Source organism: Paraburkholderia youngii (assembly GCF_013366925.1).
GTDB lineage: Bacteria > Pseudomonadota > Gammaproteobacteria > Burkholderiales > Burkholderiaceae > Paraburkholderia > Paraburkholderia youngii.
The window spans coordinates 1,917,403-1,931,270 of the sequence record NZ_JAALDK010000001.1 but is presented as its reverse complement, the minus strand read 5'-3'; the positions used below and the strand labels follow the sequence as shown (position 1 = coordinate 1,931,270).

The 13,868-nt window shown below is 59.9% G+C and carries 12 protein-coding genes and 1 pseudogene; 11 read left to right on the top strand and 2 right to left on the bottom strand.

The genetic code is table 11. The annotated features are described in order from the left end of the window. The first annotated feature begins 164 nt into the window (after nucleotides 1-164). The 4 genes from G5S42_RS08955 to G5S42_RS44200 all read left to right on the top strand — a co-directional run bounded on the left by G5S42_RS08955 (nucleotide 165) and on the right by G5S42_RS44200 (nucleotide 2,968). Nucleotides 165-1,253, top strand: coding sequence for an MBL fold metallo-hydrolase (locus G5S42_RS08955; protein ID WP_176106422.1), 1,089 nt, complete (start codon nucleotides 165-167; stop codon nucleotides 1,251-1,253). Nucleotides 1,254-1,441: 188 nt separating this feature from the next. Further along, nucleotides 1,442-1,915 (top strand): hypothetical protein, encoded by a 474-nt coding sequence (locus G5S42_RS08950; protein ID WP_246391896.1) that lies wholly within the window; start codon nucleotides 1,442-1,444, stop codon nucleotides 1,913-1,915. A 75-nt stretch (nucleotides 1,916-1,990) separates the two neighbouring features. Continuing rightward, nucleotides 1,991-2,563, top strand: coding sequence for a hypothetical protein (locus tag G5S42_RS44205; RefSeq protein ID WP_246391894.1), 573 nt, complete (start codon nucleotides 1,991-1,993; stop codon nucleotides 2,561-2,563). A gap of 42 nt (nucleotides 2,564-2,605) precedes the next feature. After that, complete coding sequence (locus G5S42_RS44200) at nucleotides 2,606-2,968, top strand: deazapurine DNA modification protein DpdA family protein (RefSeq protein WP_246391892.1); 363 nt, start codon at nucleotides 2,606-2,608, stop codon at nucleotides 2,966-2,968. Between the two features lie 137 nt (nucleotides 2,969-3,105). Here G5S42_RS44200 and G5S42_RS08940 read toward each other — a convergent pair whose 3' ends face one another. Further along, nucleotides 3,106-3,732, bottom strand: coding sequence for a hypothetical protein (locus G5S42_RS08940; protein WP_246391890.1), 627 nt, complete (start codon nucleotides 3,730-3,732; stop codon nucleotides 3,106-3,108). A gap of 184 nt (nucleotides 3,733-3,916) precedes the next feature. Between G5S42_RS08940 and G5S42_RS44195 the strand changes: the two are divergent. Next, nucleotides 3,917-4,243, top strand: a pseudogene (locus G5S42_RS44195) (type 2 periplasmic-binding domain-containing protein); the annotation flags it as partial. Here G5S42_RS44195 and G5S42_RS08935 read toward each other — a convergent pair. Continuing rightward, a complete protein-coding gene (locus tag G5S42_RS08935; RefSeq protein WP_312883636.1) occupies nucleotides 4,197-5,099 on the bottom strand; it encodes a LysR family transcriptional regulator in 903 nt (300 codons plus the stop codon). The pseudogene G5S42_RS44195 and the gene G5S42_RS08935 overlap by 47 nt on opposite strands. 105 nt (nucleotides 5,100-5,204) lie before the next feature. Between G5S42_RS08935 and G5S42_RS08930 the strand changes: the two genes are divergently transcribed. The 6 genes from G5S42_RS08930 (at nucleotide 5,205) to G5S42_RS08905 (ending at nucleotide 13,777) form a co-directional block, all read left to right on the top strand. Then, nucleotides 5,205-6,038 (top strand): shikimate dehydrogenase family protein, encoded by an 834-nt coding sequence (locus G5S42_RS08930; protein ID WP_176106420.1) that lies wholly within the window; start codon nucleotides 5,205-5,207, stop codon nucleotides 6,036-6,038. Nucleotides 6,039-6,063: 25 nt separating this feature from the next. Further along, entirely contained in the window at nucleotides 6,064-6,846 is a 783-nt protein-coding gene (locus G5S42_RS08925) for a sugar phosphate isomerase/epimerase family protein (RefSeq protein ID WP_176106419.1), read from the top strand. A 64-nt stretch (nucleotides 6,847-6,910) separates the two neighbouring features. Then, nucleotides 6,911-8,230 carry an MFS transporter gene (locus G5S42_RS08920; protein ID WP_176106418.1) on the top strand — a complete coding sequence of 440 codons (1,320 nt, stop codon included), beginning with the start codon at nucleotides 6,911-6,913 and terminating at the stop codon, nucleotides 8,228-8,230. A 329-nt stretch (nucleotides 8,231-8,559) separates the two neighbouring features. Further along, a complete protein-coding gene (locus G5S42_RS08915) occupies nucleotides 8,560-9,582 on the top strand; it encodes an IS110 family RNA-guided transposase (RefSeq protein WP_176106417.1) in 1,023 nt (340 codons plus the stop codon). Nucleotides 9,583-10,308: 726 nt separating this feature from the next. Beyond that, nucleotides 10,309-11,622, top strand: coding sequence for a group II intron reverse transcriptase/maturase (gene ltrA / locus G5S42_RS08910; protein WP_176106416.1), 1,314 nt, complete (start codon nucleotides 10,309-10,311; stop codon nucleotides 11,620-11,622). A gap of 622 nt (nucleotides 11,623-12,244) precedes the next feature. Further along, nucleotides 12,245-13,777 (top strand): serine hydrolase, encoded by a 1,533-nt coding sequence (locus tag G5S42_RS08905; protein WP_176106415.1) that lies wholly within the window; start codon nucleotides 12,245-12,247, stop codon nucleotides 13,775-13,777. Nucleotides 13,778-13,868: the final 91 nt, after the last annotated feature.

Below are 13,868 nucleotides of genomic sequence, written 5' to 3'. Positions count from 1 at the left end.
ACCCGCGCGTGGTGCAGCCGAGGCAACCAAAGTCGCCGAGCACAAGATCGACCGTCCGATCCGTGGATCCTAAAGACACCAATGCTGTGGTGCTTTGGCTTGTCGGGCGTCTCGCTGAACTTGGCTGCCTACATTGCTCGCGCTAAACGAATCGGTCCGATTCCATGAGTGACGAGACTCTCATTCCTCCTCGAGACGATAAGCCCGTTCTTCACTACCCTTGTGGCGAAGCGCCCGCAGCCGGGACGGTCAGCGAAATTGCGCCGGGCGTGCTCTGGTTGCGCATGCCGATGCCGCTCGCGCTCAACCACATCAATCTATGGGCATTGCGTGACGGCAACGGATGGGCAGTCGTCGATACCGGCCTGCAAACCAGCGACACGGCAGCGGCTTGGCACAAACTGTTTGCCGACGGCGGTGCTTTGGCGCAAGTAAGACTGACGCGCGTCTTCGCCACGCACATGCACCCGGACCATATCGGCATGGCAGGGTGGCTCACGCGGAAGTTCGACTGCCGGCTTTGGATGACCCGCATGGAATATCTGATGTGCCGGGTCTTGGCCGCCGATAGCGGACGAGCCGCACCGGACGACGGCGTGCGCTTCTACCGGCAGGCGGGCTGGGACGACGACGCGATCGAGCTCTACAAGATGCGCTTCGGCGGCTTTGGCAAGTTCGTGCACGCGTTTCCGGATAGCTTCCGTCGGCTTGGCGACGGCGAGACCCTGAACATTGGTGAGCATTCCTGGCGTGTTGTAACCGGCAATGGGCACTCGCCGGAACATGCATGCTTCTACTGCGCCGAATCGAAACTATTGATCTCCGGCGACCAGGTATTGCCGCGGATCTCATCCAATGTCTCGGTCTTCCCGACCGAACCGGACGCCAACCCGATGGAGGACTGGTTAGCATCCCTCGACAAACTGCAGAAAATGATCCCCGACGACGTGGTCGTGCTGCCCGCACACAACGAGCCGTTCAGGGGACTTCACGAGCGCCTTGACTATTTGAGACGAAGCCACCATGCGACGCTCGACCGGCTAAGGCAGGCTCTGGTTCAGCCGAAGCGCGCAGTGGATGTATTCCCGCAGCTTTTCTCACGTCCGATCAGCTCGGCGGAGCCGGGCTTGCTCGGCATGGCCACCGGCGAGAGCATCGCACACCTGAATTACCTGTTGCACCGCGGCGAAGCTGAGATGGAACTTCGGTCCGACGGTTGCGCATGGTATCGCCTGAGCCGCTCGATCCATTGACGTGAGCGTCCGCAGATGGCTAAAGCGACCGCTCAGAAGATCGATTGACGGCAGGCGGGAGCGGCACAATGACACCTGTATTGCCGGCGGATGTCGTCGACGACTGTCATTCCGCTCGTGACATGCGGAATGAAATGGACAGACGGCAAGGAAACTGTCCATCTAGGCGAAAATCTAATGGACGCGACTTGATCTGTCGAACCATTGATTGTTGGGCCTCAAGCCTGTCCATTTTCACAATAGAACGGCAGCTTCGTGATTTTGGCGCCGAGCAGTGGAATCGCTACCGGCATCCGGGTCGCTTGTCCACCTATGCGCAAACGACTGCTGGCGAACGCGTTGTGTATTTCGAACAAAGCGACCACCTCGACGTCGATGCCGAAAGAGCCTGTGAGTTCGTAACCTGTTCGTTTGACTACGACCGGTATGCGCGCGTGCAGGCCCATGCAGGGATCGAATCGGCGCGTTTCTGGCTCAACGAAACGATCCTGACACTGCCTACCGGGAAGTCCCAGCGATATCAGGAGATGGCAGTGCGCGGGCAGTATTTCGCGCGCCTCGCCGAGCGTCTGAACCTGACGCCGGCGGAAGTGGATCAGTACCTGATTAGCCATGCGGTCAAGGAAGTGCAGCAGCTCGATCTCTTCTCGATGGCCGCGTGAACGGTCTCATCTCATTCACCCTTGCGGGGCACGCCCTCGCAAGGGGCTGCTCCGCGCATCCATCTGGAGTAGCTTATGTACCTTGAAGCAGCTGAACCCGGCATGCCGGTTCACCAGCGCAACGCTCATGTGGACGAAGGCCTGCTCGTCCGTGTCGGTATCCCGCACAGCGGCGGCCGACTCGCATACCACGCGTTCAATGAAGGCTACGCGGGTATGGTCTCCGCTTCTGCCTTCTGGGATCCCAAAACCGGTCGCTTCCGCATCCCTGAAGCGACGGACCTCACGGAAATCGATTTCGCGCTGGATAGCGCGGGATTTACCGCAATGCGGCACTTTCAACTGAAAGGACGCCAGCAGGGAATCGCTAACGTATATCCTTGGAGCTTGGAGCAGTTCGTGGAACTTGCAGCCTTTTCCGGTGCAGCATGGTATGCACAGCCAGACCTTTGCTGCGAACCGGCTATTGCACCTGACCAGGAAGCAATCGACTATCGCATTAACGCGACGGCAACGCTCCTGGAGGCGACGCTGCGTGTCGTGTATGCGTGGCAGGATGAACTGTCGAAGACAATGAGCGCGGCCGCGGTCCAAAATGCCGTTCGCATTCCCGTAGGTGTGGCCCAAGGCTGGACGGTCGACGACTAGAGGCGCAGCATCGATCTCATGATGCAGGTGTGGGAGCGATGGATGCCCTGGATCGCTCCCCCCGTTCTGATTGGCCTCGGCTCCGTCTGTCGACGCCACCTGACCGATCCCCGGCACGGGCTGTTTGCGATACTGGAGGGGCTGGAGGGGCATCTTCCAGTTGGGGCGCGCGTCCACTGCTTCGGCGTCAAGGGGCAGGCCTTATCGAGGGTCAAAATGTATCCCTGGGTGGCGAGTGTAGACTCGATGGCCGCCGACTATTCGGCGCGGGTGAAGGCCCGACAGGCTGGGATCTCCAACACGATTGCGCACCGCGCGGCAGAAGTGAATCGCTGGATGGCGGCCGCCTCACGGCATGCTGCACCTGCCACTGGCGACCAGTTCCGTCTTGGCTTCAACGTCTGAAGGCAGCATCCATTTTCTCGATACCAGCCCGCGCGTTCTCACGAACCGCGGGCTTTCTTTCTTTTTGGGCATCGGCATTATTGCGCCGTGCTTGTTGCATGCTTTCTCGATAGATAGCTGGCTGCAACACTTCCTTGCTATCGCAGAGCCGCAGCTATTTCCTTCGGGACAGGAACAGGTTTCGCGTGTGCGGTATGGACGCGTGCCCGCCCGGCGATGACGGAGTCCGTGCGGATTGCAACGCGTTCTGAGAACCTGCATCGGCCCGTCGCGACATGGGTGGCGTCGTACGGATTGCCGCGCGCGATGTAGTCATGGATGTCGACTTCAATGGCGAATAGGGCCAACGTCTCGCCGTCCTCAACGACGAGCCTGATTGCGTTTAGCGCCACGCCGCGTAGATAGACATCCAGGATGCGGTTCAGCACGCGGTCCCGAACGATCGAAGAATTCAGCGGACTTTGATGGTCCGGGTTGACGTGGCGCAGTTGAATGATCCCAAATCGTTCGGGCGCTTCAGTGAATGCGATCCGGAATTGAAGGGCACATGGCCGCGCAGATTCGTCGGGATAGGTCAGATCTAAAAATGCTGTCCGGTAGGGCATGCCACGCTCCGCTCGAAGGTTGCGCCGGTCGGGATGATCCGGCACAACCCAGCCTACGGAGCAGCGCGCAAAGTCAAGGCGCTGCAGAAGCGCACGGCCATTCGCCGAACTGTCCAAAGATGCGACACGCAGCAGCCGCTTCGAGGCGGAGCCGGACATGTCCGGCTGGCTTCGGCCACTTTCTGCCACTCGCCTGAGCAATGCAGTCGTCACTCGAACGGCTGGTCCACTTCGAAACCCGCCCGATGCGCGTGCGGCGGCTGCCGTCGCTTTGCCGACATTCACACACCGACGCCCGTCGATGTCGACTATCGCTATCAATGAATGGTTTTTCCGACCCGCACGGGAACAGATTCAGCGGGACATTGTGCCCAAGTTGCCGGGATTTCTCGGACAGAGTGCGGTCATCCAGACAACAACTGATCTTATTGCCACTCTTCCCCGGCATATCGGCAATACACTCGCACACGTCAATGACCTTGCGATTCATTCGTCTTCGATTCCGGTGGAGGGTTTTGCCGGGCGGCAGCACTGGCACACGAGATATCACCACAAAGCAGGCAATCGCTGGTTGCGTGAGACAGTGGCCCAGTTGTTCGCGCAGTTCGCCGCTGAGACGTCGCTCAGGGTTTCCAGAGCGCGAACTCGCCGTGCGCGAGCTCCTGCTTGAGAAAATCGATGCACACGCGCACCTTCGCCGATTGCGCCGCGCGCGCGGCCGACATCGCCCATACGTCCGCCGGTTGTTCCCATGCGGGCAGCACGCGCTCGAGCGTGCCTTGCGCAAATGCTTGAGCCACATACGACTGCCCGACCATAACGATGCCGTGACCATCGCGGGCCCATCCCAAGACGACGTCGCTGTGATTCGAAGCGAGCGGACCAGTGACTTTTACCGTGCTCCAGCCCCCTGGCCCGAGAAGACGCCACACGCCGAATGGCTCGTCACGTTCACGAAAGACGAGGCAGTCGTGCTGGGCGAGTTCGTCGACGCTCTTCGGCCGGCCATGCGCGTCGAGGTAGCCGGGCGCCGCGCACAGCACACGGGGACTGACGGCAATGTGATGCGCGATCAGCCCCGGTTCCTGTGCCGCGCCTACGCGGATGTCAAGATCAAAACCCTCGTCGACGATATTGACGCGTCGATCGACCAGTTCCAGCCAGATTTCGAGTTCGGGATAGCGCTTCTTCATCAGCGACACAATCGGCGCAATGTGACTGCGCCCGAGCCGCTGGCTCGAACTGATACGCAGCGCCCCCCTGGGATTTACCCGCAGACTGGACAGATCGTCGCGCATCGCATCGACGTCCTGGAGGATCGCGCGCGCCCAGCGATTGACCGTTTCGCCATCGGTCGTGAGCGACACCCGGCGTGTCGTGCGGTGGAGCAGTTTCACCCCGAGGGTCTTTTCCAGCAAAGCGATGCGCTTGCTGACGTGGGTCTGCGAATTGCCGAACTCGTGGGCCGCTGCGACGAAACTCAGTCGCCGCGCGACTTCGCAAAACAGGCGGAGATCTCCGAGCATCGGTTCATTAAGCATGATGTGGTGATTATGGAGTGCAAGATCGGATAATAATAGTTCGAATGTGCGATAGTAACCTTCGATCATGCTTTGAAAACGGAGACAAGCATGATCAATGGGAATACCGGGCTCGTCGCCCACATCGGCTATCCGACGCACGCCTTCAAGTCGCCGATGATCTACAACCCTTACTTCGAACAAGCCGGCATGAATGCCGTCGTCGTACCGATGGGCTGCACGCCGGAGCATTACCCGACCTTCCTCCGTTCGATCTTCACGCTCGAGAACATCCGCGGCGCGCTCGTCACGATGCCGCACAAGGTGACGACCGTTGGCTTGCTCGACGACGTCACGCCCACGGTGAAGATCGCCGGATCGTGCAACGCGGTGCGACGGGCGGACGACGGACGCCTCGTGGGTGACATGTTCGATGGTGAAGGGTTCGTGCGGGGAGTCCGACGCAAGGGGTGCGAGCTCGAAGGCGCGCGCGTGCTCGTCGTGGGCTGCGGTGGAGTGGGATCTGCGATCGCCGCATCTCTGGCCGCGGCGGGCGTGGCATGGCTGGGCCTCTTCGATGCGCGGGCCGAATCGGCGCAGGGCCTGAAAGAGCGTCTCACAACGCATTACCCGCGGCTCGAAGTCACGACGGGCAGCAACGATCCGGCAGGTTACGACCTCGTCGTGAATGCAACGCCGATGGGCATGAGCGACGGTGATCCACTACCGGTAGATGTAGAGCGCATCGCGCCGGACACCTTCGTCGGCGAAGTCGTGATGAAGAACGAAATGACGGCATTTCTGAAGGCCGTACAGGCCCGCGGCTGCCGCTTCCAGGTTGGCTCGGACATGCTGTTCGAGCAGATTCCTGCTTACCTCGAATTCTTCGGCTTTCCGACGACAACTCCGGAAGTGCTGCGTTCTGTCGCGAAGCTGAGCTACTGAACCCCATTAAAAGCAAGGAGATGGTATGACGACGATACCCCGATTCGGCTGGTGTGGACCACTTCAGAACGCCGCACTGATGAAAGAGGCCGGGCTCGATTACATCGAGGCGCAACTCGTGCCGATGAAGCTCGAAGACGATGCGGCGTTCGAGGATGCCAAAGCACGCATCGGCGATTTACCGTTGCCTGCGCTGGCGTTCAGCTACCTGTTTCCGCACGATGCGCGCATCGTCGGGCCCGAAAAGGACGAGCGGCGCAATCGCGCGTATTTCGATCGCGTCGTCGAATTGATGACGATGGCACGCGCACGGATCGTCGTGCTCGGTAGCGGTTGGACGCGCAACATGCCCGATGGCTGGTCGCGAGCCCAGGCGGAAGACGAATTCCTGACGACGCTTTCATGGTGCGCCGATGCGTTGCGAGGCACGGGCGCGACGCTTGTCATCGAGCCACTGAATCGCAAGGAATCGAATCTGGTGAACAGCGTCGGCGACGGCGCGCGGCTCGCAAAGCTGCTGGGGCGCGGCGAAGTGCGCGGTCTCGCGGATTTCTATCACATGGATGAAGAAAGCGAGCCGCTCGATGAGCTTCAGGCGCACGGCGAATGGCTCGCGCATATCCATCTCGCGGACACGGGTCGTCTGAATCCCGGTACTGGCACCTACGACTATCCGACGTTCTTCGGCAACCTCAAGGCGTGCGGATACGACCGACTGCTGAGCGCCGAATGCGGCTTCAAAGGAGAACCGCTCGCATCGATGCGCGAGAGCGTTGCGTTCATGCGGCGTGCGTGGAACGACGCCTGAGCATTTCATCAAATCATCGAAGGGGCCGGTACAGGCCCGCAACCCTCGAAGGAGGAGACACACCATGCAAGCTGATTCCCTCGGCAATGCGGCCGCCGATCGCGCGGCCGACAAGGCGACGCGCCGCCTGATCCCCTTTCTGCTGTTGATGTACGTGCTCGCATTTCTTGATCGCGCGAACGTCGGATTTGCGAAGCAGGCGCTGCACGATGTCGTCGGCATCTCCGATGCAGCGTTCGCGTTCGGCGCAAGTATCTTCTTTGTCGCTTACGTGTTGCTCGAAGTGCCGAGTAATCTCGCGCTTCACAAGGTCGGCGCTCGCCTGTGGATGTGCCGCATCATGGTGACATGGGGGCTCGTGTCGGCGGCGACGATGTTCGTCAAAGGCCCGACGAGCTTCGTGGTGCTGCGCTTTCTGCTCGGCGCATGTGAAGCAGGCTTTTTCCCGGGCGTGATCCTCTACCTGACCTACTGGTTCCCGGATGCGCGTCGCGCGAAGGCAATGGGTCTGTTCTACTTTGGCGCGCCGCTCGCGTTTATGTTCGGCTCACCGTTGTCCGGTTTTTTGTTGCGCTTCGACGGCGTGCTCGGCCTGCACGGCCACCAATGGATGTTCATGCTCGAAGGCCTCGCAGCAGCAGCTGTCGGCGTGTGGGCGTATTTCTATCTCGACGACAAACCCGCCGATGCAACATGGCTGGACGTCGACGAAAAGCGCGAACTCATCGCCACGCTAGCTGCCGAAGACGCCGCGAAGGCGTTGCACAGTCCGCATAGTCTGGGCGCTGCTCTCGCTAATCGCACCGTGCTTTATTTCGGTCTGGTGTTTTTCCTGATCCAGATGGGCGTGTCGGTGGTGGTGTTCTATCTGCCAACCTTCATCGGCAAATTGCTGGGCACGGGTCCGAACACACTGGTCGGTCTGGTGGTTGCGATTCCCTGGGCATGTGCGCTTGTCGCAACCTACGCCGTGCCAAAGGCCGCCGGACGTACCGGTCGTTTGACGCTCTTCGGCTGTGTAAGCCTCGCTGTCGCCGCTTTCGCGATGTTCGCGTCGGCCGGCGCCTCGCCGGTCATCTCGGTAGTCGCGCTGTGCATCGCCGTCGCGGGACTTTGGGCCGTGCAACCGATTTTCTGGACGATGCTCACGAACTGCGTCGGTGGAATCGCTGCCGTGTCGGGCGTCGCTATGGTGAACACAATCGGCAACGTCGGCAACTTTGTGTCGCCGAATATCAAAGCTTGGGCCGATGCAAGCTTTGGATCGAATGTCGCCGGGCTCATTGTGCTGAGCGTCGTTGCGCTACTGGCGGCCCTTCTTTTTGTTGGGGCACGCGGTGCTGCACGTCGCCAGGGGCTGGTCGACGATAGGGCCGTCGTTTGAGGCGGCGTGGGCTGTGACCCGCAACGTCTTGACAGGGAATGGCCGAGGACTTGCCAGCGGGGAGAGCGTGCGAATGGCCGTTCCGGCCTGCAACCGGTCGTACCCTTGCATTGGCTAGAAGGGCCGTTGTGGGTCGCGTGCCGCCGACCATCGTTCGCCCGCTGCACGATCTGGATATGCGATTCGCATGAGTCGCCGATCGGCCGAGATGGAATGGACACCGCCCTCCCTTCGGGGAGGTGGGCATGAATGAGGGCCTCAAGAACCGAACGGCATCAATGTGCCAAAGTGGAGTTGCGACACAACCACTTGAGGAACGGAGGCCCCAAATGAATGCTACGACGTACGGACTGGATGTTGCAAAGCGGGTGTTCCAGTTGTACTGGGTCGACGCCCAAACCGGCGAGATTGCGAATCGGCGTTTTGGCCGCGATGATCTGATCGCGTTTCTGGCTCAGCGTCCCGCCGGGCGTGTCGCTCTTGAAGCGTGCGGGAGCGCTCACTGGTGGGCACGTAAAATTCAGGCACTGGGACACGAGGTCGTGTTGTTGCACGCGCAGTTTATCCGGCCCTTTGTGCAAACGAACAAGACCGACGCGGCGGATGCGAAGGCGATATGGACTGCCGTTCAACAACCTGGAATGCGCACCGTCGCAGCGAAGACAGAAGACCAGCAAGCGATGCTGAGCTTGCACCGAATGCGTTCGAAACTCATCAAGTTTCGAACAATGCAGGTGAACCAACTCCGTGGGTTTCTCTACGAATTTGGCGTGACGTTTCGGACAGGACGTGCGGCAGGGCTTGCCGAGGTAAGGCAGCGCATGGCGGAATTGGAAGATGCACTTCCAGCATCGATCATGCTTGATCTGCAAGACCAGTTACGACGCATCAACGCGCTTGAGGATGATATCGATCAACTCGAGAAGCGCATTGGTGCCTGGCAGAAACAGGAAGTGGCATGTCGCGCGATTTCCGGCGTGCCCGGCATCGGCAGGCTCACCGCAACGGCCCTGGTAGCAACAATCGGAGACGCGAGGACCTTCAGGTCAGGACGTGAATTCGCTGCGTTCCTCGGTCTTGTTCCGCGGCAAAGCGGTACGGGCGGGAAGATTCGATTGGGCTCCATCTCGAAGCGAGGCGATCCCTATCTGCGCACGCTGCTGATGCACGGAGCGCGCTCCGTCCTGTGTCACACGAAGGCACCCACAGCGTGGCAGAAAGGAATTCAGGAGCGGCGACCCGCCAACGTGGCAGCCGTCGCTCTGGCGAACAAGATCGCACGAACTGCCTGGGCCATACTGGCCCACGAGAGCAATTACGAAGCGAATCACGTCAGTGTAAGACCAGCTTGACCGTATGAGACTTTGAGACCTTGATGAACCAGTAGGTTGCTATGGTTGATTCTCCGTGATGGCAAAACAGGTCGGACCGCAGGAGTGCAAACCTGAACACAGCCTTGTGCCTGAAGCACGCGGCCGAGATGAGGACACTCCTGGCGCATTCCATCAGGGCTCGCGGCTTCGGCCTGCGTAAAGCCGGATATAAGACCGCAGCCGATACCTCGTTACGGCATCACATCAAGATCGACTTGGCAAACCGGGCGGTGTCCATAGTGTGCTACGAATGCAAGCGCAGCGGTTGCGTGAGCAATGCTTTGTTGAAGATGAGGGCGGACCCCTCGAAGTCGGCTTGCAGGAGTTGGCTTCAAATCACCTCAAGCTGCGCGGGTAAAGAGTCCGCGTGGTAAGCGTTGAGAAAAAGGCAGAGAGAAATTCTGTCAGATGAGTGCTGGTGAGACGAATGCGAGTGAACCACTGATGACGTGTCGAAACCCCATGATGACGCCAAAACCGGGGGGTACGGATGCCCCGGGACAAGGGCAGACGGAGCCTGTTGACGGGCTGTCTGGCGTCCGGCATGAAGGTGGCGTGACGCCAGCGCAGGCTTCAATGAGGAACGCAGGAACCTGTCGTCGCGATGCGAAGGGAGAAGCTCAAGCAGGCAGCCCCTGCAAGAGCCTGAGTACCGATGCGCGGCACAGGGGCGGAGTCGTCCGTAGTAGGGAGGAAGGCCCTGTAATGGGGCTGGACCGAAGGGGCGACGTTGCCCGGCAAGACGAGGCAGACAACCGGCAACGGGAGGATCTGTCTCGGCATGCCAAACCGTTTGATATTTCCAAGCGTGAAGTGTGGGAGGCCTACAAGAAGGTCAAGGCCAACCGGGGCGCTGCTGGAGTCGATCGGCAGACGATCGAGGAGTTCGATTCGAGGTTGGCTGACAACCTTTATAAACTCTGGAATCGACTGGCCTCGGGAAGTTATCAACCTCCACCGGTTAGACGTGTGGAGATTCCGAAGGCAGGTGGCGGTGTGCGACCGTTGGGGAGACCGACCGTCGCGGACCGGGTGGCTCAGATGGTGGTCAAACAGCGTCTTGAGCCACAACTGGAACCGCGCTTCCATCCCGACTCTTACGGCTACCGGCCGGGCCGGTCGGCACATCAGGCAGTGGCCATGGCGCGTGTGCGTTGTTGGCAATACGACTGGGTGCTTGATCTCGACATCAAGGGGTTCTTCGATTCCATCGATCACGCCTTGCTGATGAAGGCGATACGGCATCACACGAAGTGCAGGGTGACGCTTCTGTACATTGAGCGGTGGCTTCGGGCTCCGGTCAGTCTGGCAGACGGCACTACGCAGCCGCGGGACGCTGGCACACCGCAAGGCGGAGTCATCAGTCCGTTGTTGGCCAATTTGTTTCTGCACTACGTGTTCGACGAATGGATGCGCCGCACCTATCCGGGCGTGCCGTTCGAACGTTATGCCGATGATGTAGTTTGCCACTGTCGCACCATGGCGGAGGCAGAGGCGCTTAAGGCAGCCTTGGAGCAGCGGATGGCGCAGTTCTCACTTGCCTTGCATCCGCAGAAGACGAAAGTCGTCTACTGTCGCGATGACAATCGGAGGGAGCGCTTTAGCGTTCATCAGTTTGACTTCCTGGGCTTCTGCTTCCGACCGCGCTTCGCAAGATCGCGCACCGGTACGGTGTTCGTGAGCTTCCTGCCCGCGATCAGCCGAAAAGCTGCCAAAGCCATTCGCCAGACAGTGCGTCGATGGCGACTGCATTGCCGACACACCGTGGAATTGCCGGACCTGGCGCAGGAGATCAACCCTGTGCTCAAAGGGTGGCTGCAATATTATGGCCGCTTCTATCGTTCGGCGCTGTACGCGGTGTTCGATTCGTTGGATCAGTACCCGGTGCGGTGGGTGCGCAGGAAATACAAGCGCCTAAAGGATAAAGTGACTCGGGCACGGGAACTGGTGGTCAAGATAAGACATCAGCGGCCGGGTCTGTTTGCTCACTGGATTCTGGCGCAGAACGGTGGGCAATAGGAGCCGGATGAATTGAGAGATTCACGTCCGGTTCTGAGAGGGCCTGCGGGTGCGATTCCCGCGGGCTACTCACCTAAGGCCGTGTGAAAACGTAAAAGTACTCGGTTTTCGAGTGTCGCTTTACCCTTCTCAACGCACCGCCAAGCCAACACAGCGCGATCTGGAGGGTCGTCTTTCCCGAACTCCGCGTTTAGCCTGCGTTTTCACACGGCCTCGGCCAGGAGCCGACTGTCGGCCTCACCCACCAGGTCGTCGACAAACGCAACGGCTCCGTCTTCATTGACGTGACCGCGTGAACTAAACAAGCGACGAGGATCGCGCCTTCCTCCCGGCCATAGACCAAATGTCGAACGCCTCTTCGTCGCGCTTTTATGAGCGCGAGCAGATGCAGCGAACTGAATTTTTGCTCTTCTCGAGACTGGCAGCGTCCTGTACGGCGCGTCTCGTCGGATCATGGGTGATCGGTGTTGCGCTTGATCGGCGCTGCTGAATCGCGGAATACCCTAACTTTTTCGACGTCCGCCGATTCCTAAATTAATTTCAACCTGAACGCCGCGGTATCCTAACGCGACGAAAGGTTCCGCTAACATAAGGAAGAGCGCAGTCGACTCGGGAGATGGTGATGACCGCGTCAACGGTAATCCGATCGCGCTGGTTCGCGATGCTGCTGCTCCTGGCGTCGACGCTGGCGCCGCTGCAGCCCGCTCACGCTGAGGGTCCCCTTGCACGCGAAGTGAACGGGGTTACGTTCGACCAGTTCATACAGAAGACGCTTGAGGACTATGGGGTACCTGGGGCGGTTGTCGTCGTGGCGAGCGACGAGGGCACTGAGTTCCTGAAGGGGTACGGCGTGCGTCGTCGTGGCGAAACGGCGCCGGTCGACGGGGATACACGATTTCAGCTCGCGTCCATGAGCAAGTTCATCGCCGCGACGTCGGTCGGAGCACTCGTCGATCGGGGCGTGGTTTCCTGGGACGCACCTGTCAGGACTTTTTCGCGTGACACCGTACTCGCGGAGCCTTACGCCACGCAGAACGTCACATTGCGCGATTTCTTCGCACATCGTACCGGGCTGCCGGCCTACACAGACGACCTGCTTCCCCAACTCGACTACGGCCCTGACGAACTGCTGCACCGCGCGCGCTTCCAGCAATTCGACCATAGCTTCCGGTCGCGATGGGCCTATTCGAACTACGGCATCTTTCTCGGGCAGTACAGCGCATCGCGGGTTGCCGGGATGAGCCCCCCACAATTGCTGTCGAACATGATGCTCGTGCCGCTAGGCATGACGCGAAGTGGTCCGGTACAGGCGGAACTTTTCAAGGACGATAATCGCGCCACGGCTCATAACATCGACGGCTCGATCATGCCCTACGAGAACGTCGACAAATTCAGCGGTGCGGGCGCCATAGTTTCGACAGGCCGCGACATCGGACGCTGGATGACGATGTTGCTCGGGCAAGGCACATTCGACGGCAAGCCGATTCTGAGCAAGGAAACCGTGACGGAAATCTTCGCGGCGAGCATGGTGCAAGGCGTTGGTGGTCCGCTGAACGATCCCAATGACTCGTCCGGGCTGGGCTGCGAGAGCTATCACTTCCTTCGCTGGCGCGTAATCGAGAAAAATGGCGCGCTGAATGGCATGCGCACCATCGTCACGCTGATTCCGGAGCGTCGCCTTGGCATCGCAATCTTTGCCAACAAGCAGGTGACGGTATTTCCGGAGGCCGTCCGTGCGGAGTTTCTCGAGCGCGTGCTCGCGCCGTCAGGGCAGGACTTGCAAAGGCAGATTCACGAAGAGCAAAAAGGCTGGTTTGCGCTTCTCGATGTGCCCAAACCTCCGGCCGATGCCAAGCCGCTCGCGCGCGACCTTGACGCTTTCACGGGCCTCTTTGTCAGTCCGCTGTATGGGTCGCTTGCCGTGATACGCAACGGCGAAACCCTTGCAGTGAAAATCGGCGCCCATGATTTTCCAGGGAGGTTGACGCATTGGTCCGCTGACTCGTTCCTGATCACGTTTGAGAATCCCGATATACCGCCGGGCCTCCTCACGTTTGCTTTCAAGGGAGGCGATCCACACGCCACCGGCTTTGACGGCAGCAAGGTTCCGAATGCCTTCACGACCGATTACGGGCATTTCGATCGCGCCGAATAGTGGGGAAGGCGATGCGTCGCAGAGATTTAACGTAGTTGGTTTCTAAACGACCGCTGCGAGGCGAATCGAAGGGCCGAAGAGGGTCAGGTGC